This window comes from Erwinia sp. LJJL01, assembly GCF_047300805.2.
Classification (GTDB): Bacteria; Pseudomonadota; Gammaproteobacteria; order Enterobacterales; family Enterobacteriaceae; genus Erwinia; species Erwinia aphidicola.
The window spans coordinates 3,687,211-3,710,969 of record NZ_CP178576.1; the positions used below are offsets into that span (position 1 = coordinate 3,687,211).

General features: G+C 56.5%; 26 protein-coding genes. 23 read left to right on the forward strand and 3 right to left on the reverse strand.

Annotated elements, in window-relative coordinates; translation table 11 throughout:
- The first annotated feature begins 314 nt into the window (after positions 1-314).
- Positions 315-1,277 (forward strand): 23S rRNA pseudouridine(955/2504/2580) synthase RluC, encoded by a 963-nt coding sequence (rluC, locus tag ACLI4M_RS18250; RefSeq protein WP_133623951.1) that lies wholly within the window; start codon positions 315-317, stop codon positions 1,275-1,277.
- Between the two features lie 51 nt (positions 1,278-1,328).
- Here the strand turns inward: rluC and ACLI4M_RS18255 are convergent, their stop codons facing one another.
- Positions 1,329-1,910: a Maf family protein gene (locus ACLI4M_RS18255; protein WP_133623950.1), complete on the reverse strand. Its 582-nt coding sequence runs from the start codon at positions 1,908-1,910 to the stop codon at positions 1,329-1,331.
- Between the two features lie 142 nt (positions 1,911-2,052).
- On the opposite strand from ACLI4M_RS18255, the gene yceD reads away from it, so the two are divergent.
- The 14 genes from yceD to ptsG all read left to right on the forward strand — a co-directional run bounded on the left by yceD (position 2,053) and on the right by ptsG (position 14,391).
- On the forward strand, positions 2,053-2,574 hold the full coding sequence (gene yceD, locus ACLI4M_RS18260) for a 23S rRNA accumulation protein YceD (protein WP_133623949.1): 522 nt from the start codon (positions 2,053-2,055) through the stop codon (positions 2,572-2,574).
- A 14-nt stretch (positions 2,575-2,588) separates the two neighbouring features.
- The gene (gene rpmF, locus ACLI4M_RS18265) at positions 2,589-2,759 is read left to right on the forward strand and encodes a 50S ribosomal protein L32 (protein WP_003849870.1); all 171 of its coding nucleotides are present in this window, start codon (positions 2,589-2,591) and stop codon (positions 2,757-2,759) included.
- A gap of 22 nt (positions 2,760-2,781) precedes the next feature.
- Positions 2,782-3,816 carry a phosphate acyltransferase PlsX gene (gene plsX, locus ACLI4M_RS18270; protein WP_099753394.1) on the forward strand — a complete coding sequence of 345 codons (1,035 nt, stop codon included), beginning with the start codon at positions 2,782-2,784 and terminating at the stop codon, positions 3,814-3,816.
- Positions 3,817-3,822: 6 nt separating this feature from the next.
- The gene (locus ACLI4M_RS18275; RefSeq protein ID WP_048916395.1) at positions 3,823-4,776 is read left to right on the forward strand and encodes a beta-ketoacyl-ACP synthase III; all 954 of its coding nucleotides are present in this window, start codon (positions 3,823-3,825) and stop codon (positions 4,774-4,776) included.
- A 61-nt stretch (positions 4,777-4,837) separates the two neighbouring features.
- Positions 4,838-5,767 (forward strand): ACP S-malonyltransferase, encoded by a 930-nt coding sequence (gene fabD / locus ACLI4M_RS18280; protein WP_048916393.1) that lies wholly within the window; start codon positions 4,838-4,840, stop codon positions 5,765-5,767.
- A gap of 12 nt (positions 5,768-5,779) precedes the next feature.
- Positions 5,780-6,514 (forward strand): 3-oxoacyl-ACP reductase FabG, encoded by a 735-nt coding sequence (gene fabG, locus ACLI4M_RS18285; RefSeq protein ID WP_048916392.1) that lies wholly within the window; start codon positions 5,780-5,782, stop codon positions 6,512-6,514.
- Between the two features lie 152 nt (positions 6,515-6,666).
- The gene (gene acpP / locus ACLI4M_RS18290) at positions 6,667-6,903 is read left to right on the forward strand and encodes an acyl carrier protein (RefSeq protein ID WP_048916391.1); all 237 of its coding nucleotides are present in this window, start codon (positions 6,667-6,669) and stop codon (positions 6,901-6,903) included.
- Between the two features lie 88 nt (positions 6,904-6,991).
- Positions 6,992-8,233 carry a beta-ketoacyl-ACP synthase II gene (gene fabF / locus ACLI4M_RS18295; protein WP_048916390.1) on the forward strand — a complete coding sequence of 414 codons (1,242 nt, stop codon included), beginning with the start codon at positions 6,992-6,994 and terminating at the stop codon, positions 8,231-8,233.
- Positions 8,234-8,385: 152 nt separating this feature from the next.
- Positions 8,386-9,186, forward strand: coding sequence for an aminodeoxychorismate lyase (gene pabC, locus ACLI4M_RS18300; RefSeq protein ID WP_133623948.1), 801 nt, complete (start codon positions 8,386-8,388; stop codon positions 9,184-9,186).
- A gap of 12 nt (positions 9,187-9,198) precedes the next feature.
- Positions 9,199-10,224 carry a cell division protein YceG gene (yceG, locus tag ACLI4M_RS18305; RefSeq protein WP_133623947.1) on the forward strand — a complete coding sequence of 342 codons (1,026 nt, stop codon included), beginning with the start codon at positions 9,199-9,201 and terminating at the stop codon, positions 10,222-10,224.
- A complete protein-coding gene (gene tmk, locus ACLI4M_RS18310; protein WP_133623946.1) occupies positions 10,214-10,846 on the forward strand; it encodes a dTMP kinase in 633 nt (210 codons plus the stop codon). Before yceG ends, tmk begins: the two co-directional genes overlap by 11 nt.
- Positions 10,843-11,841, forward strand: a complete 999-nt coding sequence (gene holB, locus ACLI4M_RS18315; protein WP_048916386.1) for a DNA polymerase III subunit delta' — start codon at positions 10,843-10,845, stop codon at positions 11,839-11,841. Before tmk ends, holB begins: the two co-directional genes overlap by 4 nt.
- An 11-nt stretch (positions 11,842-11,852) precedes the next feature.
- A complete protein-coding gene (locus tag ACLI4M_RS18320; RefSeq protein WP_099753398.1) occupies positions 11,853-12,644 on the forward strand; it encodes a metal-dependent hydrolase in 792 nt (263 codons plus the stop codon).
- Between the two features lie 313 nt (positions 12,645-12,957).
- The gene (gene ptsG, locus ACLI4M_RS18325; protein ID WP_048916384.1) at positions 12,958-14,391 is read left to right on the forward strand and encodes a PTS glucose transporter subunit IIBC; all 1,434 of its coding nucleotides are present in this window, start codon (positions 12,958-12,960) and stop codon (positions 14,389-14,391) included.
- Positions 14,392-14,457: 66 nt separating this feature from the next.
- On the opposite strand, the gene ACLI4M_RS18330 is transcribed toward ptsG, so the two are convergent.
- Positions 14,458-15,597: a glycoside hydrolase family 88/105 protein gene (locus tag ACLI4M_RS18330; protein ID WP_133625088.1), complete on the reverse strand. Its 1,140-nt coding sequence runs from the start codon at positions 15,595-15,597 to the stop codon at positions 14,458-14,460.
- Positions 15,578-17,185 (reverse strand): MFS transporter, encoded by a 1,608-nt coding sequence (locus ACLI4M_RS18335; protein ID WP_133623945.1) that lies wholly within the window; start codon positions 17,183-17,185, stop codon positions 15,578-15,580. Before ACLI4M_RS18335 ends, ACLI4M_RS18330 begins: the two co-directional genes overlap by 20 nt.
- A gap of 367 nt (positions 17,186-17,552) precedes the next feature.
- On the opposite strand from ACLI4M_RS18335, the gene hinT reads away from it, so the two are divergent.
- From hinT to ACLI4M_RS18375, 8 genes are all read left to right on the forward strand, one after another.
- On the forward strand, positions 17,553-17,903 hold the full coding sequence (hinT, locus tag ACLI4M_RS18340; protein WP_133623944.1) for a purine nucleoside phosphoramidase: 351 nt from the start codon (positions 17,553-17,555) through the stop codon (positions 17,901-17,903).
- A 26-nt stretch (positions 17,904-17,929) separates the two neighbouring features.
- Positions 17,930-18,298: a YcfL family protein gene (locus tag ACLI4M_RS18345; RefSeq protein WP_099753402.1), complete on the forward strand. Its 369-nt coding sequence runs from the start codon at positions 17,930-17,932 to the stop codon at positions 18,296-18,298.
- A 22-nt stretch (positions 18,299-18,320) separates the two neighbouring features.
- Positions 18,321-18,911 carry a penicillin-binding protein activator LpoB gene (lpoB, locus tag ACLI4M_RS18350; RefSeq protein ID WP_099753418.1) on the forward strand — a complete coding sequence of 197 codons (591 nt, stop codon included), beginning with the start codon at positions 18,321-18,323 and terminating at the stop codon, positions 18,909-18,911.
- On the forward strand, positions 18,895-19,743 hold the full coding sequence (thiK, locus tag ACLI4M_RS18355; protein ID WP_133623943.1) for a thiamine kinase: 849 nt from the start codon (positions 18,895-18,897) through the stop codon (positions 19,741-19,743). The genes lpoB and thiK overlap by 17 nt, the downstream gene beginning before the upstream one ends.
- A 15-nt stretch (positions 19,744-19,758) precedes the next feature.
- Positions 19,759-20,778, forward strand: a complete 1,020-nt coding sequence (nagZ, locus tag ACLI4M_RS18360; protein ID WP_180276708.1) for a beta-N-acetylhexosaminidase — start codon at positions 19,759-19,761, stop codon at positions 20,776-20,778.
- Between the two features lie 38 nt (positions 20,779-20,816).
- Entirely contained in the window at positions 20,817-21,359 is a 543-nt protein-coding gene (ycfP, locus tag ACLI4M_RS18365) for an alpha/beta hydrolase YcfP (RefSeq protein ID WP_133623942.1), read from the forward strand.
- 246 nt (positions 21,360-21,605) lie between these two features.
- Entirely contained in the window at positions 21,606-22,910 is a 1,305-nt protein-coding gene (locus ACLI4M_RS18370) for an NAD(P)/FAD-dependent oxidoreductase (RefSeq protein WP_048916376.1), read from the forward strand.
- Between the two features lie 280 nt (positions 22,911-23,190).
- A complete protein-coding gene (locus ACLI4M_RS18375) occupies positions 23,191-23,730 on the forward strand; it encodes a glycine zipper 2TM domain-containing protein (RefSeq protein WP_048916375.1) in 540 nt (179 codons plus the stop codon).
- Positions 23,731-23,759 lie beyond the last annotated feature (29 nt).

Below are 23,759 nucleotides of genomic sequence, written 5' to 3' on the forward strand. Positions count from 1 at the left end.
GGCAAAATTTCGTATTACACCCTTATCTTTCAACTGCCATATATAAGGAAGGCTGAAAGCTATCGGGTAAACGCTTTTTTCTTGCATTCACAAGTCTTAGCGTCAAAACGGAAACATTATTCCATTGCTAAGCGGGTGATCGCAAGATGACTTTCTCCGCGTTGAGAAGTTTCTCTCAGCTTTTAGAGCGAATTGCAGTGCTTTTCAGCAGATCGTCTAAAAACCGATCATAACCTCCTGCGAAACCGTCCAACTCAGTTAAGCACAGAAAAAGAGGTGGCGCTATCACAGCGCACTATTTAGAATCGCCAACCATGAAAACCAATACTCCAGCCGTACATTTTATTGCTATTTCTGCCGATGAGGCAGGACAGCGCATCGATAACTTTTTGCGCACCCAATTAAAAGGGGTGCCGAAGAGCATGATTTATCGCATTTTGCGTAAGGGCGAAGTGCGGGTGAACAAAAAGCGCATCAAGCCTGAATATAAGCTTGAGGCCGGGGATGAGGTGCGTATTCCGCCAGTGCGCGTGGCTGAACGTGAAGAAGAGAACGTTTCGCCGAAGTTGAGCAAAGTGGCTGCGCTGGAAGGCGCGATTGTCTACGAAGATGACCATATTCTGGTGATGAATAAGCCTTCCGGCACCGCGGTTCACGGCGGCAGCGGTCTGAGCTTTGGCGTGATTGAAGGCCTGCGCGCGCTGCGCCCGGATGCCCGCTTCCTCGAATTGGTGCACCGCCTGGACCGCGATACGTCCGGCATTCTGCTGGTGGCGAAGAAGCGCTCGGCGCTGCGCTCGCTGCACGAGCAGCTGCGGGAAAAGGGCATGCAGAAAGATTATCTGGCGCTGGTGCGCGGGCAGTGGCCTTCGCACGTGAAGGCGGTGCGTGCGCCATTGATGAAAAATATTCTGCAAAGCGGCGAGCGCATCGTCAAAGTGAACAGCGAAGGTAAGCCCTCCGAGACGCTGTTCAAAGTGGAAGAGCGCTACGCAATAGCAACGCTGGTGAAAGCCAGCCCGGTTACCGGGCGTACTCATCAGATCCGTGTGCATACGCTCCATGCCGGGCATCCGATTGCGTTTGACGATCGCTATGGTGAGGCCGAGTTTGACACGCAGCTGAGCGGCACCGGGCTTAAACGTCTGTTTCTGCATGCTGCCGCGCTGCGCTTCACCCATCCAGCGAGCGGCGAAGTGATGCGCGTGGAAGCACCACTGGACGACCAGCTCAAGCGCTGCCTGGATATCCTGCGGAAGCAGTTCCCGGCAACGTAACGTGTTATTTAACCGGGTCAGGCATGCCTGACCCGCATCACCGTCGCGCTATCATCCTAGCGGATTAACCCCTGCCTTTCTTAACATCTCACACAGCGCTATCAGCGGCAGCCCGACCAGCGTATTGGGGTCGCGCCCCGATAAACGGTCAAATAGCGTGATGCCCAGCCCCTCACTTTTAAAACTGCCTGCGCAGTTTAGCGGCTGTTCTTTGGCAACATAGGCCGCAATTTCACTGTCGCTTAATTCACGGAAATCAACGCTGAATGGCTCACAGATAAGTTGCGTTGTCCCTTCACGGCTGTCATGCAGTGCCAGGCCGGTGTAAAACACCACGCTGTGCCCGCTGGCGGCACGCAGCTGGGCGTGGGCATTCTCCTCGGTATGCGGTTTGCCGCAAATTTTGCCCGCGACCACGCAGACCTGATCTGAGCCGATAATCAGGTGATCGGGGTAGGCAGCCGCCAGTGCCTGAGCTTTCGCTGCCGCAAGGCGGGCCACCAAATCTGTCGCGGACTCCCCGGCTAGCGGGGTTTCATCAACCTGCGGTGCCGCAGTGACAAACGGCAGCTGAAGCTTGGTGAGCAGCGCCTTTCGGTAGGTGGACGTAGAGGCTAAAACCAGTTGGCGCATAATTTTTTCCAGAATATATAGCGAATCGGTGGCAGGCATTTTAAACTATGCGCCGCACAGGATGCGAATCATGGCTGAAAGATGCCGTTTTACGGCCTTTTTCTTTGACTCTATGTCGTTACAAAGTTAATATGCGCGCCCTATGCAAAAGGTAAAATTACCCCTGACTCTCGATGCGGTCCGAACCGCTCAAAAACGCCTGGACTACCAGGGTGTTTACACCCCTGAACAGGTTGAGCGTATCGCCGACTCGGTGGTTAGCGTGGACAGTGATGTTGAATGTGTGATGTCGTTTGCGATTGACGAACAGCGCCTGGCGGTACTGAAAGGTACGGCTGAAGTTTCTGTGACGCTGTGCTGCCAACGCTGCAATCAGACATTCCCGCATCATGTCCACGTATCGTACTGTTTCAGCCCGGTCGTCACTGACGAACAGGCCGAAGCATTGCCGGAAGCGTACGAGCCGATCAACGTCAACGAGTTTGGCGAAACCGATCTGCTGGCATTGGTTGAGGATGAAATCATTCTCGCCCTGCCTGTCGTTCCGGTGCATGATTCTGAACACTGTGAAGTGTCCGAGGCGGACATGGTCTTTGGCAAGTTGCCTGCAGAGGCAGAAAAACCAAACCCATTTGCCGTATTAGCCAGTTTAAAGCGTAAGTAATAGGAGTAAGGTCCATGGCCGTACAACAGAATAAACCAACCCGTTCCAAGCGTGGCATGCGTCGTTCACACGATGCCCTGACCACTGCAGCTCTTTCCGTAGACAAAGTTTCTGGCGAAACTCATCTGCGTCACCACATCACTGCGGATGGTTACTACCGCGGTCGCAAGGTCATCGTTAAGTAATTCCGCGGCTAGCGGAGCTATTTTGACACGATTGACCCTGGCGATAGATGCCATGGGCGGGGACTTCGGTCCCTGCGTGACAGTGCCTGCATCACTGCAGGCACTGGCATCTAACCCACATCTGCATCTTCTATTAGTCGGCGATCCCGACAAAATCACGTCATTACTTACCACAGCTGATTCTGCCCTCAGGGCGCGTCTGCAGATTATTGCTGCCGAATCGGTTATTGCCAGTGATGACAGCCCTTCAAAGGCGATTCGCGCCAGCCGCGGGTCATCCATGCGAATGGCGCTGGAGCAGGTGAAAGAAGGGCAGGCTCAGGCCTGCATTAGCGCGGGCAATACCGGGGCGCTGATGGGGCTGGCCAAACTATTATTAAAACCGCTGGACGGCATTGACCGCCCGGCGTTGGTGACCGTGTTACCGCATCAGCAGCACGGCAAGACCGTGGTTCTGGATTTAGGCGCTAACGTCGATTCTGACAGTGCTATGCTGGTGCAGTTTGCTGTTATGGGTGCGGTAATGGCGGAAGAAGTGTTAGCCATTACGCGCCCAAGAGTGGCACTACTTAATATTGGTCAGGAAGAGACCAAAGGGTTGATTTCGATTCGCGATGCGTCAGCCAGGCTGCGTGAAACGCCAGAAATTAACTATATTGGATACCTCGAAGGCAACGATCTTCTTACCGGTAAGACAGACGTGCTTGTCTGCGACGGTTTCGTGGGCAATGTCACGCTGAAAACGATGGAAGGCGTGGTAAGAATGTTCCTTTCGCTGTTGAAATCACAGGGCGAAGGTAAAAAGACGGTCTGGTGGTTGCGAGTGCTGGGGCGCGTTCTACAAAAGCGCCTGGCGAAGAAATTCGGCCATCTCAACCCCGACCAGTACAATGGCGCCTGTCTGTTAGGATTACGCGGCACCGTGATTAAGAGTCACGGTGCCGCGAATGAACGCGCATTTGCGGTGGCTATCCAACAGGCAGAGCAGGCGGTGCGGCGGCAAGTACCCGAGCGGATTGCTGCCCGCCTTCAAGCTGTATTACCTAAGAGTGACTGAGCGTACATGCATACGAAAATTATCGGTACGGGCAGCTATTTGCCCGAACAGGTGCGGACTAACGCCGATCTGGAAAAAATGGTGGATACGTCAGACGAGTGGATTGTCACTCGTACCGGTATCCGTGAACGTCGTATCGCCAGCCCGGATGAAACCGTGGCAACCATGGGTTTCCACGCTGCAGAACGTGCGCTGTCCATGGCCGGAATTGATAAGAACGACATTGGCCTGATCGTGGTTGCGACCACCTCCTCAAGTCACGCATTCCCAAGTTCCGCCTGCATGATCCAGCAAATGCTGGAGATTGATGATGCGGCATCTTTCGATCTGGCTGCCGCCTGCGCGGGTTTCACCTATGCGCTTAGCGTGGCCGACCAGTACATCAAAAACGGCGCAGTAAAACATGCCCTGGTGATCGGCGCTGATGTGCTGGCGCGCATGCTTGACCCTGAGGATCGCAGCACGATCATTCTGTTTGGTGATGGCGCAGGCGCAGTGGTACTGGGTGCCAGCGAAGAGCCGGGTATTATCTCGACTCACCTGCATGCCGATGGCCGCTATGGCCAGCTGCTGACCCTGTCAAATCAGGATCGTGAGCATCAGGATCAACCATCCTATGTGACCATGGCGGGTAACGAAGTCTTTAAAGTCGCCGTGACCGAGCTGGCACATATCGTTGACGAAACCCTTCAGGCCAATAATCTTGACCGCAGCGCCATCGACTGGCTGGTGCCGCATCAGGCTAACCTGCGTATCATCAGCGCCACCGCCCGCAAGCTGGGTATGGATATGGATAAAGTGGTGGTGACGCTCGATCGTCATGGCAACACCTCGGCGGCCTCGGTGCCGACGGCGCTGGATGAAGCGGTGCGCGATGGTCGTATTCAACGCGGCCAGTTAATCCTGCTGGAAGCCTTTGGCGGCGGGTTCACCTGGGGTTCGGCGCTGGTGCGCTTCTGATTATCTTTTTTGATTAATAAGAATTTTATTAATAAGTCATCGCGACTAACAGGAAATCACAATGACGCAATTTGCAATGGTTTTCCCTGGACAGGGATCTCAGGCGCTGGGCATGCTGGCCGATTTGGCGAGCGAAAACAAGCTTGTGGAAGAAACCTTTAGTGAAGCCTCTGCTGTGCTCGGTTATGACCTCTGGCAGCTGGTTCAACAGGGACCTGCTGAAGAGTTGAACAAAACCTGGCAAACTCAGCCTGCTTTACTGGCTGCATCTGTTGCCATTTTCCGCGTTTGGCAGGAAAAAGGCGGAAAAGCGCCGTCAATGCTTGCAGGCCACAGCCTGGGTGAGTACAGTGCGCTGGTTTGTGCAGGTGTCATTGCTTTTGCCGATGCGATCAAGCTGGTTGAGCTGCGTGGCAGACTGATGCAGGAAGCCGTTCCTGAAGGAACGGGCGCGATGCAGGCCATTATTGGTCTGGACGATGCGTCTATCGCCAAAGCCTGTGAAGACGCTGCGCAGGGGCAGGTTGTTTCTCCGGTAAACTTTAACTCCCCTGGCCAGGTCGTGATTGCCGGCAACAAAGAAGCCGTTGAGCGTGCGGGTGCTGCCTGTAAGGCCGCCGGCGCTAAACGCGCGTTGCCACTGCCAGTGAGCGTTCCGTCGCACTGCGCGCTGATGAAGCCCGCTGCGGATAAGCTGGCGGTAGCGCTGGAGCAACTTACCTTTAACGCCCCCGCCTTCCCGGTGGTGAATAACGTTGATGTGAAGTGCGAGACATCAGGCGAAGCGATTCGCAGTGCGCTGGTTCGCCAGCTGTACAGTCCGGTACGCTGGACAGAATGTGTAGAATTTATGGCTCAGCAGGGCGTCACTTCGCTGCTGGAAGTGGGCCCGGGTAAGGTTTTGACCGGGCTGACTAAACGTATTGTTGACACTCTGACGGCGGCGGCGGTAAACGACCAGGCCAGCCTGTCAGCGGCGCTTGAACAATAAACGAGGATGAACATGAACTTCGAAGGTAAAATCGCGCTGGTCACCGGTGCAAGCCGTGGAATTGGCCGTGCTATTGCAGAAACTCTGGTAGCTCGCGGTGCCAAAGTTGTGGGTACTGCAACCAGCCAAAGCGGTGCCGATGCTATCAGCGCCTATCTGGGTGATAACGGTAAAGGCCTGCTCCTGAACGTTACCGACTCAGCCTCGATTGAGAGCGTGTTGGAAAATATTCGTGCCGAATTTGGCGAAGTTGACATTTTAGTCAATAATGCAGGCATCACGCGTGATAATCTTCTGATGCGCATGAAGGACGATGAGTGGCAGGATATTCTGGACACCAATCTGACTTCCGTATTCCGCCTGTCGAAAGCGGTAATGCGTGCCATGATGAAAAAACGCGCGGGCCGAATTATTACCATTGGCTCCGTAGTTGGAACAATGGGTAATGCGGGCCAGGCAAACTACGCGGCAGCAAAAGCGGGTTTGATTGGCTTTAGCAAGTCACTGGCGCGTGAAATCGCGTCACGTGGCATTACCGTTAACGTCGTGGCACCCGGTTTCATTGAAACCGACATGACGCGTGCGCTGAGCGAAGATCAGCGTGCGGGCATTCTGGCGGAAGTGCCTGCAGGTCGCCTCGGCGGCGCGCAGGAAATCGCCAATGCCGTTGCATTTTTAGCCTCTGACGAGGCTGCGTACATCACTGGTGAAACGCTGCACGTCAACGGCGGAATGTATATGGTCTGATCATCACGAAAGTATTTGCGTTATTTGGGGTAAAAGCCGCAAAATAGCGTAAATCGTGGTCATACCAGCCGGGATTTAGTTGCATCTTTTTCAACATTTTATACACTACGAAAACCATCGCGAAAGCGAGTTTTGATAGGAAATTTAATAGTATGAGCACTATCGAAGAACGCGTTAAGAAAATCATTGGCGAGCAGCTGGGCGTTAAACAGGAAGAAGTTGTTAATACTGCCTCTTTTGTAGATGATCTGGGTGCTGATTCTCTTGATACCGTTGAGCTGGTAATGGCTCTGGAAGAAGAGTTCGATACCGAGATTCCGGACGAAGAAGCTGAGAAAATCACTACCGTTCAGGCTGCCATTGATTATATCAATTCAGCTCAGGCATAAGTGAACATCTCCAGGCGGTCATTCGACCGCCTGAGTTTTATCTGAACTTCCCACACAGTGTCAACTTTTCCCTCCCTGGAGGACGAACGTGTCTAAGCGTCGTGTAGTTGTGACTGGTCTTGGCATGTTATCTCCTGTCGGCAATACCGTAGAGTCCACCTGGAATGCTCTTGTTGCCGGTCAGAGTGGCATCAGCCTTATCGACCATTTTGATACTAGTGCCTACGCAACGCGTTTTGCTGGCTTAGTAAAAGATTTCAATTGTGATGAATTTATCTCGCGCAAAGATCAGCGCAAGATGGATGCTTTCATCCAATATGGCGTCGTCGCTGGCATTCAGGCCATGCACGATTCCGGCCTGGAGATCACCGAAGAGAACGCCGACCGTATTGGTGCCGCTATTGGTTCCGGTATTGGCGGGTTAGGTCTGATTGAAGAAAACCATGCCTCTCTGGTGAATGGTGGCCCGCGTAAAATCAGCCCGTTCTTTGTGCCTTCGACCATTGTGAACATGATTGCGGGTCATCTGACCATCATGTTCGGTATGAAAGGTCCTAGCATCTCTATCGCTACCGCCTGTACTTCCGGTGTGCATAACATCGGTCACGCTGCCCGTATCATCGCGTATAACGACGCGGATGTGATGCTGGCAGGCGGTGCTGAGAAAGCCAGTACCCCACTCGGCGTCGGTGGATTCGGGGCGGCACGTGCGCTCTCAACCCGCAACGAAAACCCGCAGGCGGCAAGCCGTCCGTGGGATAAAGACCGTGACGGTTTCGTCCTCGGTGACGGAGCAGGGTTAGTGGTGCTGGAAGAGTATGAGCACGCGAAAAAACGCGGTGCGAAAATCTATGCAGAAGTCGTTGGTTTCGGCATGAGCAGCGATGCTTATCATATGACTTCGCCACCAGAAAATGGTGCCGGTGCCGCACTGGCGATGGTTAATGCATTGAAAGATGCACAGCTGTCTGCGGAGCAGATTGGTTATATCAACGCGCACGGTACTTCGACGCCGGCCGGTGATAAAGCCGAAGCTCAGGCGGTGAAATCCGTGTTTGGTGCTTCAGCGCACAGCGTTATGGTCAGCTCGACCAAATCCATGACCGGGCATCTGCTCGGCGCGGCGGGGGCGGTGGAGTCTATTTTCACTATCCTTGCGCTGCGCGATCAGGTTATCCCACCCACCATCAATCTGGATAATCCGGATGAGGGTTGTGACCTGGATTTTGTCCCGCATACCGCACGTCAGGTGAAAGGTATGGAGTACAGCCTGTGTAACTCCTTCGGCTTTGGCGGAACTAACGGCTCGCTGATCTTCCGTAAAATCTGATCCTGCACGTACTTATCTAAGGCCCGCACCCAGCGGGCCTTTTTTATTTGTGGCCGTTGCGGGCCGGTTCTATACGCTTCATTACCTGGAATCAGATGATTCTGGCGCGCCGGACAGGTAATCTGTTCGGGTAAAAATTACGGAGAGCAAGCATGATGTGGGTGAATGGCCTGGCGCAGGAGAGCATTGACGCACGCGACCGTGCCGTGCAGTTTGGTGACGGCTGCTTTACGACCGCCCGTGTTCTGCACGGCAGTATGCTACGACCGCAAGCCCACCTCCAGCGGTTGCAACAGGCCTGCGAGCGCCTGAGGATCGCGGGGGTTGACTGGCAGCTCCTTGCGCAGGAAATCACGGCTATCGCCAGCACGATAGATGATGGCGTGCTGAAAGTGATTATTACGCGCGGTAGCGGCGGGCGTGGCTACAGCGCCAGCGGCTGCCAGCAGCCTGCTCGAATTATTTCACTCTCCGCCTGGCCCGTGCACTATCTCAGGTTGCGCCAGACCGGGGTGCGTCTGGCGCTCAGCACGGTCAGGTTGGGGAAAAATCCGCTACTGGCCGGGATAAAACACCTCAACCGCCTTGAGCAGGTGATGATCCGCACAGAGCTTGAGCAGACCGCCGCGGATGAGGCGCTGGTGCTTGACAGTGACGGCATGCTGGTGGAATGCTGTGCGGCAAATTTATTCTGGCGCGTGGGAAAACAGGTATTTACCCCCGATCTCAGCGCCTCCGGGGTGAACGGCATCCAGCGCCAGCAGGTGATGCAACAGGTCATCGCACTTGGTTATACCCTGAGCGAAGTGCGCCAGGGCTATGAGGTGTTGGCCGATGCGGAAGAAGTGCTGATTACCAACGCGCTGATGCCGATATTGCCGGTCAGCCAGATTGAGGCGTGGCGCTATACGTCACGCGACCTGTTCAGCCAGCTCAACCCTGATAATGAATGATGTGGAAACTTCATGACTAAAATCCGAAAGATACTCGTCGCGCTGCTGGCTATCGCCGTGCTGGCTGCCGCATTCAGCTACTGGAAAACGCGTCAGTTTGCCGATTCCGCCCTGACTATTGACAGTGAAACTCTCTTTACGCTGCCGGCCGGTTCCGGGCGAGTGGTACTGGAAGCGCAGCTGGAATCAAAACACATTATCAGCAGCACGCCGTGGTTTGGGATGTTGTTGAAGCTGGAACCGGAGCTGTCGAAATTCAAAGCCGGGACCTACCGCTTTACGCCAGAAATGACCGTGCGTGAGATGCTGCAACTGCTGGCCAGCGGTAAAGAAGCGCAGTTCCCGCTGCGTTTTGTTGAAGGTACGCGCATGCAGGAGTGGCTGAGCCAGCTACGCAGCGCGCCCTACATCAAGCACACGCTGAGCGACGATAAGCTGGCGACGGTGGCCGCTGCGCTCAAGTTAGAGGGCGAGCAGCAGGGCGTGGAAGGCTGGTTCTATCCGGATACTTACCTGTATACCGCAAACACCACCGATGTGGCGCTGCTGAACCGCGCCCATGAGCGCATGGAAAAACTGGTGGATAGCGTCTGGCAGGGCAAAATGGATGATCTGCCGTATAAAAGCAAAAATGATATGCTGACCATGGCCTCAATTGTTGAGAAAGAGACGGCGGTGAGTGAAGAACGCAGTAAAGTGGCCTCGGTGTTTATTAACCGCCTGCGCCTTGGTATGCGTCTGCAAACCGACCCAACCGTGATCTACGGGATGGGCGACAGCTATAAAGGCACCCTGACGCGTAAAGATCTGGAAACGCCGACCGCCTATAATACTTACACCATCAGCGGCCTGCCGCCAGGCCCGATTGCGATGCCGGGTAAGGCCTCCCTGGAAGCAGCAGCCCACCCTGAAAAGACCAACTTCCTCTATTTTGTCGCCGATGGGAAAGGGGGGCACACCTTTACTACCAACCTGGCGAGCCATAACAAAGCCGTGCAGGTGTATCGCCTCGCGCTGAAGGAAAAAAATGAACAGTAAATTTATCGTTATCGAAGGGCTGGAAGGCGCAGGAAAAACCACGGCACGCGATGCGATAGTCAGTGAACTGCAGCGCCACGGCATTAACGATATTGTTTTCACCCGCGAACCGGGCGGCACGCCGCTGGCCGAGAAACTGCGCGATTTAATCAAACAGGGCATTGAGGGGGAGCAGGTTACTGACCAGGCCGAGCTGCTGATGCTCTACGCCGCACGCGTGCAGCTGGTGGAAAACGTGATTAAACCTGCGCTGGCACGCGGTGCATGGGTGGTGGGCGATCGTCACGATCTCTCTTCTCAAGCCTACCAAGGGGGCGGGCGCGGTATGGACAGCAACCTGATGAGCAGCCTGAAGCAGGCCGTGCTGGGCGATTTCGCACCGGATTTGACCCTGTACCTTGACGTGACCCCGGAGATTGGCCTGCAGCGCGCGCGCGCGCGCGGTGAGCTCGACCGTATCGAACAGGAGTCGCTGAACTTCTTTACCCGCACGCGTGAGCGCTATCTTGCCCTGGCCGCCGCCGATAGCCGTATCCGCAGCGTGGATGCCACCCAGCCGCTGGAACAGGTCAGCGCCGCGCTGAAGGCCACGCTCAACCAGTGGCTACAGGAACAGCAATGAACTGGTATCCGTGGCTGAACCACAGCTATCGCCAGATCCTCAGCCAGCACCAGGCACAGCGCGGGCATCATGCCCTGCTGATTCAGGCGCTGCCCGGTATGGGGGACGATGCGCTGGCCTGGGGCATCAGCCGCTGGCTGATGTGCAAACAGCCGGACGGACTGAAAAGCTGCGGCGAGTGCCACCCCTGCCAGCTAATGCAGGCGGGGACGCATCCGGACTGGTATCGGCTGGAAGCGGAGAAGGGCAAAAGTTCGCTCGGCATTGATGCGGTACGTAACGTGACCGAGAAGCTCTGGCACCACGCGCAGCAGGGCGGGGCAAAAGTCGTCTGGCTACCGGATGCCGGGCAGCTGACCGAAGCGGCGGCCAATGCTTTACTGAAAACGCTGGAGGAGCCGCCGAAGAATACCTGGTTTCTTCTCAGCAGCCGTGAACCGTCGCGCCTGCTGCCAACGCTGCGCAGCCGCTGCCTGTTGTGGCACCTCGCGCCGCCGGATGAAGCACAAAGCCTGCAGTGGCTGCATAAGCAGTGTGCCGCCGGGCTGAATGAGCGCACCGCTGCGCTGCGCCTTGCCTCCGGGGCACCGGCGGCCGCGCTTGAACTGCTGCAAGAAAAAACCTGGCAGCAGCGCCAGCAGGTTTGTCAGGCGTTGCCTGCCGCCCTGCAGGGCGATACGCTGGGCCTGCTGCCTGCACTCAACCATGATGACGCTGCACGGCGCATCGGCTGGCTCTGTTCGCTGCTGGTGGATGCCGTCAAGTGGCAACAGGGCGGCGGGCAATATATCAGCAATGTTGACCGCCAGGCTGAAGTGATTCACCTTGCCAGCCTGCTGCCCTCGGCGGCGATCGATGCCAGCCTGCGCCAGTGGATGCAGTGCCGCGATCGTCTGCTCAATGTGGTCGCGGTTAACCGCGAGCTGCTGCTAACCGAACAGCTGCTGAGCTGGGAAGCTATTGTTAAACCGGCTGCGGCCGCTTCACCGAATTAGAGAGTAATGCGATGTTTTTAGTCGATTCCCACTGCCATCTTGATGGCCTGAATTATGAAACCCTGCATCAGGACGTGTCCGACGTGCTGGCCAAGGCCGCCGCGCGCGATGTGAAATTTATGCTGGCAGTGGCGACCACGCTGCCGGGGTACAAGGCCATGGTTGACCTGATTGGCGAGCGGCCAAACGTGGCCTACTCCTGCGGTGTGCATCCGCTGAATCAGGAAGAGGAGTACGACTTCGCCGAGCTGCGCGCCCTGGCAGCCCATCCGCGCGTGGTGGCGATGGGAGAAACTGGGCTGGACTACTTTTACCAGAAAGAGACCAAAGCGCGTCAGCAGGCCTCCTTCCGCGAGCATATCCGCGTAGGGCGCGATCTGAACAAACCGGTGATCGTCCACACCCGCGATGCGCGTGAAGACACGCTGGCGATCCTGCAGGAAGAGAAGGCCGACGAGTGCGGTGGCGTGCTGCACTGCTTTACCGAAGATCGTGAGACGGCCGAAAAGCTGTTGGATATGGGCTTTTACATCTCGTTCTCCGGCATTGCCACTTTCCGTAACGCGGAGCAGATCCGTGACGCGGCGCGCTACGTTCCGCTCGACCGCATGCTGGTCGAAACCGACTCGCCTTATCTGGCCCCGGTGCCGCATCGTGGTAAAGAAAACCAGCCGGCTTACACGCGCGATGTGGCGGAATATATGGCGGTGGTCAAAGGGGTGAGTATTGAAGAGATGGCCCAGGCCACTACGGAAAACTTCTCACGCCTGTTCCACGTCCCGATGTCGCGCCTCGCCGATTAATGATTGAGCAGCTATTTCTTTTATAGCTCGTAATTAATAGGCAGAAGTCGTAAAGTGCAGCGCCATTAAAGGCTGCTGCACTTTTTTTGTGCCGGAAAACGGCCCTTTTTTGCCGGAATCTTCTAAAGAAATGGCCCACGTTCAACGAAACGTGATAGCCATCAAACAAATTTTAACGGATTTATTTTACTCTTCGTAATAAATACCGAGAGCGCAAAGCGCTCCACCCGCAGCGGGTCCTCCCCCCTCTGCAACGCAGGCCGATCTCTCAGCCTGCGATAAAAAAAGCACTCATACTCAGGAGCTTTACACTATGTTCAAAAATGCATTTGCGAACCTGCAAAAGGTCGGTAAATCGCTGATGTTGCCCGTATCGGTTCTGCCGATCGCGGGTATTCTGCTGGGCGTTGGTTCTGCCAACTTCAGCTGGCTGCCTCTGGTAGTTTCACACGTTATGGCGGAAGCCGGTGGTTCGGTGTTCGCCAACATGCCGCTGATTTTTGCTATTGGTGTGGCGCTGGGCTTCACCAATAACGACGGCGTTTCAGCACTGGCGGCCGTAGTGGCCTACGGTATTATGGTGAAAACCATGGCCGTGGTCGCCCCGCTGGTATTACATCTGCCAGCCGAAGAAATTGCGGCGAAACACCTGGCGGACACCGGGGTACTGGGCGGTATTATTGCCGGTTCCATCGCCGCGTATATGTTTAACCGCTTCTACCGCATCAAGCTGCCTGAGTATCTGGGCTTCTTCGCCGGTAAACGCTTTGTGCCGATTATCTCCGGTTTCACCGCCATCTTCCTCGGCGTGATCCTCTCCTTTATCTGGCCACCGGTCGGTACCGCCATCCAGACGTTCTCACAGTGGGCGGCTTATCAGAACCCGGTTGTGGCCTTTGGTATCTATGGGGTGGTTGAGCGCTCGCTGGTGCCGTTTGGTCTGCATCATATCTGGAACGTACCTTTCCAGATGCAGATCGGTGAATACACCAACGCCGCGGGCCAGGTGTTCCATGGCGATATCCCTCGCTACATGGCGGGTGACCCGACTGCGGGCATGCTGTCCGGCGGCTTCCTGTTCAAAATGTATGGTCTGCCAGCGGCGGCAATCGCCATCTGGCACTCAGCGAAGCCTGAGAACCGCGCAAAAGTGGGCGGCATCATGATCTCCGCTGCGCTGACCTCGTTCCTGACCGGGATTACCGAACCGATCGAGTTCTCGTTCATGTTCGTTGCGCCAATCCTGTATGCCATCCACGCTATCCTGGCGGGCCTGGCCTTCCCAATCGCTATCCTGTTAGGCATGCGTGACGGCACCAGCTTCTCACACGGTCTGATCGACTTTATCGTGCTGAGCGGCAACAGCAGCCGCATCTGGCTGTTCCCTATTGTCGGGGTGGTTTACGCGCTGGTTTACTACACCGTGTTCCGCGTGCTGATTGTCAAACTGAACCTGAAAACCCCTGGCCGTGAAGATACCGCCAGCGAGCAGAGCACCAGTTCAGCCAGCGAAATGGCCGGTAACCTGGTGGCGGCATTTGGTGGCAAAGAGAACATCACCAACCTCGATGCCTGCATCACCCGTCTGCGCGTGAGCGTTGCCGACGTGGCAAAAGTTGACCAGGCTGGCCTGAAGAAACTGGGCGCTGCAGGGGTGGTTGTGGCAGGCTCCGGCGTTCAGGCAATTTTCGGCACAAAGTCCGATAACCTGAAAACCGAAATGGATGACTACATCCGTAACATGTAATTCATGACGTGAGTCGGGGACGGGCAATGCCCGTCCCTTTTTTTTATCTACAGCTCGATGAAGCGACTACAAATAGACCCGCAGATACTCCGTCAGGCACAGCAGCGCCATCGCCTGGCCGTAAGGCATCGAGGTCAGCGGTACCTGGCGATAGTAGTCGAGGTCATTGCCCATCGCGGTGCCGAATGAGACCTGCGTCAGCTCGCCTGCATCATTAATGCGCTCAATCACTCCCTGTAACGCCCGTTCCGCCACCGGCGTATAGTCGCGGCTGATATAGCGTTTGCGTATCGCTTTCAGTATCCCGTAGGCAAACCCGGCGGTAGCGGAGGCTTCCAGATACGAGTCGCTGTCGTCGAGCAGCGTATGCCACAGCCCGCTTTCATGCTGGCACTGCGCCAGCGCCCTGACCTGAGTCTCCAGCACCTGCAACAGATAGCGGCGCGTGGCGTGCTGTTCCGGCCAGTTCATCAGCTCGATAAAATCGGGGATGGCAATCGTCAGCCAGCTATTGCCACGCGCCCAGCGCGCTTCGGCAAAATTGTGCTGGCCGTCGAAGGTCCAGCCGTGGAACCACAGGCCGCTCTTACGATCCATCAGATACTGGGTGTGCAGCAGGAACTGATAGGTGGCTTCCTCGACGAATTCGGGGCGGTTCAGCAGCTGGCCGATCTTTGCCAGCGGCATCACGCTCATCATCAGCGTGTCATCCCACATCTGCTGGTGGTTCTCATTGTTATAAACCAGGTGCTGAATACCGTGATGTTCGGTGCGCGGCATCTCATACATCACCCACTCCGCCCAGCGCTCCAGCACCGGCAGCAGCGTCGGGTCGCGCGTCTCCTCATAGCGGCAGGCCAGCGTCAGAAACGGGCAGGCGGTGTTGACGTTTTTGGTCGGCGTGCCTTCTGCCAGCCGGGCGCGGAACCAGTCGTCAATACGTTGCAGCGTCAGCGGGTCCCCGGTCTGCTGGTAATAGTGATACATGCCGTACAGCCCGATGCCATGCGTCCACTCCCAGCCCGCCCAGCCTTTGGTGTCAATCACCCGGCCATCGTCAAGGCGCAGCAGAAACTCGCCGCTTTCGTCGGTAATGCTCACCAGATTGTCGCTGACGCGGGCAATCAGTTTGCTCAGTTCGGGCTTAGGCAGCAGGAATTCGGGCTGGCGCAGCAGCGCGCTGTACTTAACCGGGTAGACTGTCATCATGGTGCTCCTGAGGTCGGATAGCAGGGAAGGTGGGCGCCTGCGGCAGCATAGCTGCCGCAGGTTTATTACGGTTGAGGTAGCCAATATTGTTATTACCCCACAGATTTTCATAGGCCATGCCGGTCAGCGTCTCGACGGTGGCGCGTGCCTGCGCGCTTAACTGCTGAGGTACCGGCCCATCAGCCGCGCGCATCTTCAGCGTCTCTTCGCGCAGCGTGCGGTGCGTGTGCAGGTTGAGCTTAAAGCGCAGTGAGATAACAAAGCCGCAGGTCAGTATTGCCAGCGTGCCGACGCTGAGGATAAAGATAATCGTATGGCTGACCTGCGGCAGCTGCTCTGACCTGCCGGAGACAAAGCCGGAAAGCTGCAGCACGATGCCCACCACCATCACGGCACCTGCCTGCGAGGCTTTGCGCGTCAGCGTCATGATGCCGGCAAAAATCCCCTCGCGGCGCTGGCCGGTAATCGCCTCATCGACATCGGCAATGTAGGTGTAAATGTTCCACGGGATGTAATTAATGCCGCCGCGACCCAGCCCGGCCACTGCAGAGATCAGCACCAGCAGCGCCAGGCTGTTGCTCATCCCGGCATACCACAGCAGCGCATAGGAGAGGGAGCTGGCGGCGAATAGCGCCACCACCAGGCGGTAAGCCGGGGCCGGGCCGATACGAATGCACAGCGGGATCATGCCGATCACCGCAATAAACTGCAGAACCGCCATGGTGCCCATCAGATTGGCAGCCAGCTGCGCACCCTGCATCAGCACAAACACCACGTACCAGGTAAACACCGCGTTAAACACGTCCTGCGCAATATAGCCGCCGAGATACATCCCCAGATGCTGGCGGAAGATACGAATGCGCAGCGCGGAAGCCAGCTCCACATACAGCCGTTGCAGGCTCTGACGCAGGTTAAGCTGCTGTTTCTCCGCCATGGCGCGCTGCGACTCGGCCGACAGGGCATCTGCCGGGCGCTCCCAGGTGAACGCCCACACCAGCATCAGCACGATGGCGCACAGGGTGGAGAACACCAGGCTGGCATAGAAAAATGACACCGCATTGTCCTTGCCAAAAATCCCCAGCAGAATGCCGGGCAGAAACGCGGCGAGGATGGTTGAGAGCTGGGCCAGTGCGATGCGCGCGCCGGAAAAGCGGGTTTTCTGCTTAAAATCGTCGGTCATTTCCGGTACCAGGGTTTCATACGGCACCAGCACCATGGTGTAGACGATATCAAACGCCAGGTAGGTCAGCAGATACCACAGATAGCTCATCTCTCCGACCCACATCAGGCTGTAGCTGAATACGCCGGGAATACCGAGCAGGATGAAGAATTTACGGCGGCCAAAGCGTTTTCCCAGCCGGGTGGTACCGAAGTTGTCGGTGAGAAACCCCATTAACGGACTGATCGCCGCATCCAGCACGCGGGCAAGGGCAAAGATAAAAGTCGCTTCAATCGGCGTCATGCCGCAGAAGGTGGTATAGAAATAGAGCAGCCAGGCGGCAGTCAGCGCCGTGGTCCCGGCACCGAGGAAATCCCCGGAGCCGTAGGCAAGGTAATTCACCAGTCCGATCTTGCGAGTGTGCATCAGGAAAGCTCCTTTGCTGTAGGGTGGCTTCAACCACGTATTCCGGACAACTCAGAACGGATGGTGGAAAAGTAGAGTGTTCCCAACCATTCAACCTTGTCGTTTTTGCCAGCAAATTGAGTAGAGTGGCAAAATCACCGTGATTACCTTGCGGGATCTCTAAATTTATAAAACAGTGTTTCGTTTTTATCGAAAATGGCAGTTCATTCTGCGAAGCGTCACGCAAAAATAATTTTTTGACGGGCGGGCGGGGGCATAACGTCGTAAAGCCGTGCGATTAGCGAAAGAAAAGTCAGTTGCAGGTTGAAAGAAAAGGATTCTCTCGCTCATACTGCGGTAACTTATATTACGCTCAAGGACATGCAGCATGGCTGAAGAAACCATTTTCAGTAAAATCATCCGCCGTGAGATCCCGGCCGACATCATTTTTCAGGATGAGCTGGTTACCGCATTTCGCGATATCTCCCCGCAGGCACCGACGCATATTCTGATTGTGCCGAATATCTTAATCCCTACCGCCAATGATGTTGGCGCCGCGCATGAAGCTGCGCTGGGGCGCATGATGACGGTTGCGGCGAAAATCGCTAAAGATCAGGGCATCGCCGATGATGGCTATCGCCTGATCATGAACTGCAATAAGCACGGGGGTCAGGAGGTGTATCACATCCACCTGCACCTGCTCGGCGGCCGTCCTTTAGGCCCAATGCTGGCGTCCTGAACGCCAACGACTACGGACACAAATCTATGCGGGCAAGCGTAACGGCACTCACGTTACTGGTAGCGTTAGCCGGATGCAGCAGCGAGCGCACCACCATCAATACCTCACAGTCGTTAGTGATGGAGTCGGCCGTGCTGTCGGCGGGCATTACCACCGATGAACCGAATATTGGCGAAAGGGAAGGGCAGCAGCGCGCCACCACCGTGCTGTTTAATCAGCAGGAAAAGCCGGTTCAGGTCACTTATCGCTTCTACTGGTATGATGATAAAGGGTTAGAGATCTTACCTTTTGAGCGCCCGCGCACGGTGACAGTCCCCGCGCATGGTAAAGCCGACATCTCATCCCAAACCGGTAATTTGACGGCGAGCAAAGTTCGTCTCTACCTGTATCTGTAAGGAGTTAAGTGTGAACAGGAATATCTTTAAGCTCTCAGGCGTGCTGCTACTGGCGCTGATTCTGAGCGGCTGTATCAATAATCAACAGCAGCAGCAGCCTGAGCAACCCGCCAAGGTTGAGCCCGTGCAGCCGCCGGTCACCGTGCCGGAGCAGCCAAAACCGGAACCGGGCCAGAACGTACCGCAGCCGCCAAAAATGCAGACCATCAACTGGCCTGCCAGCGTATCACCGCTGGTGGCGCAGATGCTGAAAGCAGACGGCGTCACGGCGGGCAGCGTACTGCTGGTGGATAACGTGAAGAACAGCACTAACGGCAGCCTGCAGAGCGCGAAAGCGACCGCGGCGCTGCAAAGCTCGCTGGCGAACAACGCGCAGTTTACCCTCGTCACCTCACAGCAGCTGGCGGTAGCGAAACAGACGCTGGGGCTCTCCGCAGAGGACAGTCTGGTGTCGCGCAGCAAAGCGATTGGCCTGGCGCGCTATGTCGGCGCCCAGTACGTGCTGTACAGCAATGCCGAAGGTGACGTGAAGTCACCGACGCTGCAGATGCAGCTGATGCTGGTGCAGACCGGCGAAATCATCTGGTCAGGCAGCGGTGCCGTCCAGCACTGATCCCGCGCTCGACAGGCTGATCGGGCAACAGTTTCCGGCGGCGAGTGCCGCCGGTTCCTTTTCTGCGCTCAGCGGATTGAGCGGCTACAGCGTGCAGGTCTCGCTGGGCGATCGCAAATTTCTGGCACGGCGGGCAGCCAGCGGGCAGACCATGCCGGGGGTTGACCGCCAGCGCGAATATCGTCTGCTGCGTAAGCTGGCCGCCAGTGGCCTGACGCCTGGCGTACACGGCAGGAATAGCGACTGGCTGCTGCTGGGGTGGCAGCCAGGCGACGTACTGAGCGCCGGGCAGCTGGACAGCTGGCTGGAGGGGCTGGTGGATGAGGTTGTCAGCTTACATCACCAGCCGCTGAGCGGTTATCGCCTGCAGCTGATGCCGCTGCTGATGGATTACTGGCAGCGCAGCCAGCCGCAGCGCCGCACCGTTCAGTGGCTGCGCGCGCTGCGGCAGCTGCAGCGTCAGGGTCAACCGCATCCGCTGCGGCTGGCGGTGCTGCATATGGATCTCCACTGCGGAAATCTGGTCGCCGAAGGCAGCCGGCTGCGCTTTATTGACTGGGAGTACGCAGCGGATGGCGATGTGGCGCTGGAGCTGGCCGCCATCATCAGCGCCAATGGGCTGGACGGCGCGCAGCAACAGCGGCTTATTACCCGTTATGCCAAGCGTCAGCAGCTGAACATTGACGCGCTGAGCGGCCAGATCCAGCGCTGGCAGCCGTGGCTGTCTCTGCTGGCGACCAGCTGGTACGAGCTGCGGGCGCAGCAGAGCGGTGAACAACATTTTTATACGCTGGCAGCAGAAGGCTGGCAGCAACGACAGAACAAGAGGTGAAGTGTGGGACCGGTAATGTTAGATGTGCTCGGCTGCGAGCTGGATGCGGAAGAGCGTGAGATTTTACAGCATCCGCTGGTAGGGGGGCTGATCCTGTTTAGCCGCAACTATCATGACCCGGCGCAGCTGCGTGAGCTGGTACGGCAGATCCGCAGCGCTTCGCGCAACCGGCTGGTGGTGGCAGTGGACCAGGAAGGCGGCCGCGTGCAGCGTTTCCGCGACGGCTTTACCCGTCTGCCGGCGATGCAGGCGTTTGCTGCGCTGAATGATGCGGCCAGCGCGGAACAGCTGGCGCAGCAGGCAGGCTGGCTGATGGCCTCGGAGATGATCGCCATGGACATCGACATCAGTTTTGCCCCGGTGCTGGATATCGGCCACGGTAGCGCGGCGATTGGCGAGCGCTCTTTCCACGAAGACCCGGCAATTGCCCTGCAAATGGCGCGCTGTTTTATTCGCGGCATGCATGATGCCGGCATGAAGACCACCGGAAAACATTTTCCCGGACATGGTGCCGTCAGTGCGGACTCGCATAAAGAGACACCGCGAGATACGCGCAGCGAGGCGGAGATCCGCCATCATGATATGCCGATCTTTCAGCAGCTGATCGCCGAGCAGGCGCTGGACGCTATTATGCCTGCCCATGTTATCTATACTGAAGTCGATCCGCGCCCGGCCAGCGGCTCATCACACTGGCTGAAAACGGTACTGCGTAAGGAGCTGGGCTTTAACGGGGTGATCTTCTCTGACGATTTGTCGATGGAAGGCGCGGCGATTATGGGCAGCTACGCAGAGCGTGGCCAGGCGGCGCTGGATGCCGGTTGCGATATGATCCTGGTGTGTAATAACCGCGCAGGCGCGGTCAGCGTGCTGGATAACCTGTCGCCGATCAATGCAGAAAGGGTCGCTCAGCTCTACCATCGGGGAACCTTTACCCGTCAGCAACTGCAGGAATCGTCGCGCTGGAAGGAGACGAGCAACGCGTTAAATACGCTGCAGGAGCGCTGGCTGGCCCATAAAGCGGCTGCGGGCATCTGACAACAGGCTGCCCGTGGCGAATCACAATGAGGATGACGATGATTATCTATCTGCATGGTTTTGATTCAAACAGCCCGGGCAATCACGAAAAAGTGTTGCAGCTTCAGTTCATCGACCCGGACGTGCGCCTGCTCAGCTACAGCACCCGCCATCCTAAACATGATATGCAGCATCTGCTCAAAGAAACCGACAAGATGCTGCGTCAGAGCGATGACGATCGCCCGCTGATTTGCGGCGTGGGGCTGGGCGGTTATTGGGCCGAGCGTATTGGCTTTCTCTGCAATGTGCGCCAGGTGATGTTTAACCCCAATCTGTGGCCGAATGAAGTGATGGACGGCAAGATTGATCGTCCGGAAGAGTACCTGGATATTGACACCAAGTGCGTCAACCACTTTCGCGAACAGAATCGTCAGCGCGGGCTGGTGTTTCTCTCCCGCCATGACGATGCGCTCGACAGCACCCGCAGCGCGCAGGCCTTACACCACTATTACGAAGTGGTGTGGGATGAAGTTGAGGGCCACAAGTTCCGTAACATCTCCCACCATCTGCCGCGCATTAACGCCTTCAAAACACTCGGTTAAACCGCCGCACCCGGCGTCACATCCAGCCGCTGAAGCCCGCTAAAGTGCGGGCTGATTTTGTGGTCTTTATTCGTACTATTCTTAGTTTTGCTAATAACATTGACCAGGATCAATTTTCTTATAGCAGATGATTTCCTCCGTGTTATTCTGACCCCAGCTCGCGAATTAATATCGCCAACCCTATGTTAATTAAGGTTATTTATTTAACTTTTAATTAACGATTGGTTCACTTTTACAGGGGGTCGTTTGACAACACCTATGAAGAAAATTGTGATTATCGGCGGAGGTGCCGGGGGACTTGAACTGGCTACTCAGCTCGGCCATAAGCTGGGCCGCAAGAAGAAAGCCCAGATTACCCTGGTCGACCGCAACCATAGCCATTTATGGAAGCCGTTGCTGCATGAAGTCGCCACCGGATCGCTGGATGAAGGCATCGACGGTCTGAGCTATCTGGCTCATGCCCACAAGCATGGCTTCAGCTTCCAGCTTGGCACCTTGACCAACCTCGACCGCGAAAATAGCCGCCTGCAGCTGGCGGAAATCCGCGATGCGCAGGGTGAAGTGCTGGTACCGGAACGCGAGCTGGCCTACGACACGCTGGTGATGGCGCTGGGCAGTACCTCCAACGACTTCGGTACGCCGGGCGTGAAGGATAACTGTATCTTCCTCGATAACCCGCACCAGGCGCGCCGTTTCCACAACGAAATGCTGAACCTGTTCCTGAAGTTCTCTGCCAGCGAAGGCACGCAGGAGAAGGTCAATATCGCTATCGTTGGCGGCGGTGCCACCGGCGTAGAGCTGTCAGCCGAGCTGCACAACGCGGTTAAGCAGCTGCACAGCTATGGCTATAAAGGTCTGGATAACCAGGCGCTGAACGTCACGCTGGTGGAAGCCGGTGAGCGCATTCTGCCTGCGCTGCCGCCGCGTATCTCCAGCGCCGCCCACCAGGAGCTGAGCAAAATCGGCGTGCGCGTTCTGACGCAAACCATGGTGACCAGCGCAGACAAGAAAGGCCTGAACACCAAGTCCGGCGAATTTATCGAAGCTGATCTGATGGTCTGGGCTGCAGGCATCAAAGCACCGGACTTTATGAAAGATCTGGGCGGTCTGGAAACCAACCGCATCAACCAGCTGGTGGTTGAGCCAACGCTGCAAACCACGCGCGACCCGAATATCTACGCGATTGGCGACTGCGCTTCCTGCGCGCTGCCGTCCGGGGGTTTTGTACCGCCGCGTGCGCAGTCCGCGCACCAGATGGCTTCCCGCGTGCTGGCCAACATTCTGGCAGAGATGAAAGGGCAGCCGCAGAAGCCCTACGTCTATAAAGATCATGGCTCGCTGGTCTCCCTGTCCCGTTTCAGCACCGTGGGCAGCCTGATGGGTAACCTGATGCGCGGTTCAATGATGGTCGAAGGGCGCATTGCGCGTTTCGTTTACATCTCACTGTATCGTATGCACCAGGTGGCGCTGCACGGCTACTTTAAAACCGGTCTGATGATGCTGGTGGGCAGTATTAACCGTGTGATCCGTCCACGAATGAAGCTGCATTAATCCCGCCGCTTTCTGTAAAATAAACGGCTTATAGTGCCACTAGCTATAAGCCGTTGTTCTGATAGCGCCGTCTGAACCCCCCGTTAAGAACTCTCTTAAAAGCTTTCTCTTATCATGCGCTGGCCCTTTTTCTTCCAGTATTCTTATTGTCACATTCGCTCACACAACGCAAACTCAAGACTCATTACCACGGCGCGTCGCGCACGCCGGGAATGCCGTAGCTGTTACAGGACGTCTCAGCAGGCAATCATGCGCGGTAACAATTTCAGGAGGTTTTCCTGTGAATAAATCAATGTTAGCGGGTATTGGCATCGGTGTAGCAGCCGCCCTGGGTGTGGCCGCTGTGGCAAGTATGAACGTGTTCGATCGCGGACCGCAGTACGCGCAGGTGCTCTCTGCAACGCCAATCAAAGAGACGCTGAAGAACCCTCGTCAGGAGTGCCGCAACGTTACGCTGACGCATCGTCGCGCCGTGCAGGATGAAAATCGCATTGCCGGTTCAGTGCTGGGCGCGGTAGCGGGCGGGGTACTGGGTCACCAGTTTGGTGGCGGTCGTGGTCGCGATGTGGCAACGGTAGCGGGTGCGCTGGCCGGCGGCTACGGTGGTAATCAGGTGCAGGGCGCCCTGCAGGATCGCGATACTTACACCACTTCCGAGCAGCGTTGCAAAACCGTTTACGACAAGCAGGAAAAGATGCTGGGCTATGACGTCACCTATAAAATTGGTGACCAGCAGGGTAAAATCCGCATGGAAAACGACCCAGGCACGCGCATCCCGCTCGATAATAACGGTCAGCTGGTGCTGAGCGACAAAGCGTAATAGCATCCTGGCGCGATGTTTTGTAGGGG

Excerpts from the sequence above, each read along its gene's own strand:
- rluC (WP_133623951.1), top strand. The coding sequence starts at position 315 with ATGAAAACCAATACTCCAGCCGTACATTTTATTGCTATTTCTGCCGAT.
- tmk (WP_133623946.1), top strand. The coding sequence starts at position 10,214 with ATGAACAGTAAATTTATCGTTATCGAAGGGCTGGAAGGCGCAGGAAAA.
- ACLI4M_RS18255 (WP_133623950.1), bottom strand. The coding sequence starts at position 1,910 with ATGCGCCAACTGGTTTTAGCCTCTACGTCCACCTACCGAAAGGCGCTG.
- acpP (WP_048916391.1), top strand. The coding sequence starts at position 6,667 with ATGAGCACTATCGAAGAACGCGTTAAGAAAATCATTGGCGAGCAGCTG.
- ACLI4M_RS18275 (WP_048916395.1), top strand. The coding sequence starts at position 3,823 with ATGCATACGAAAATTATCGGTACGGGCAGCTATTTGCCCGAACAGGTG.
- fabG (WP_048916392.1), top strand. The coding sequence starts at position 5,780 with ATGAACTTCGAAGGTAAAATCGCGCTGGTCACCGGTGCAAGCCGTGGA.
- ycfP (WP_133623942.1), top strand. The coding sequence starts at position 20,817 with ATGATTATCTATCTGCATGGTTTTGATTCAAACAGCCCGGGCAATCAC.
- hinT (WP_133623944.1), top strand. The coding sequence starts at position 17,553 with ATGGCTGAAGAAACCATTTTCAGTAAAATCATCCGCCGTGAGATCCCG.
- holB (WP_048916386.1), top strand. The coding sequence starts at position 10,843 with ATGAACTGGTATCCGTGGCTGAACCACAGCTATCGCCAGATCCTCAGC.
- ACLI4M_RS18320 (WP_099753398.1), top strand. The coding sequence starts at position 11,853 with ATGTTTTTAGTCGATTCCCACTGCCATCTTGATGGCCTGAATTATGAA.
- ACLI4M_RS18345 (WP_099753402.1), top strand. The coding sequence starts at position 17,930 with ATGCGGGCAAGCGTAACGGCACTCACGTTACTGGTAGCGTTAGCCGGA.
- ACLI4M_RS18335 (WP_133623945.1), bottom strand. The coding sequence starts at position 17,185 with ATGCACACTCGCAAGATCGGACTGGTGAATTACCTTGCCTACGGCTCC.
- ptsG (WP_048916384.1), top strand. The coding sequence starts at position 12,958 with ATGTTCAAAAATGCATTTGCGAACCTGCAAAAGGTCGGTAAATCGCTG.
- rpmF (WP_003849870.1), top strand. The coding sequence starts at position 2,589 with ATGGCCGTACAACAGAATAAACCAACCCGTTCCAAGCGTGGCATGCGT.
- fabD (WP_048916393.1), top strand. The coding sequence starts at position 4,838 with ATGACGCAATTTGCAATGGTTTTCCCTGGACAGGGATCTCAGGCGCTG.
- pabC (WP_133623948.1), top strand. The coding sequence starts at position 8,386 with ATGATGTGGGTGAATGGCCTGGCGCAGGAGAGCATTGACGCACGCGAC.
- ACLI4M_RS18330 (WP_133625088.1), bottom strand. The coding sequence starts at position 15,597 with ATGACAGTCTACCCGGTTAAGTACAGCGCGCTGCTGCGCCAGCCCGAA.
- yceG (WP_133623947.1), top strand. The coding sequence starts at position 9,199 with ATGACTAAAATCCGAAAGATACTCGTCGCGCTGCTGGCTATCGCCGTG.
- nagZ (WP_180276708.1), top strand. The coding sequence starts at position 19,759 with ATGTTAGATGTGCTCGGCTGCGAGCTGGATGCGGAAGAGCGTGAGATT.
- yceD (WP_133623949.1), top strand. The coding sequence starts at position 2,053 with ATGCAAAAGGTAAAATTACCCCTGACTCTCGATGCGGTCCGAACCGCT.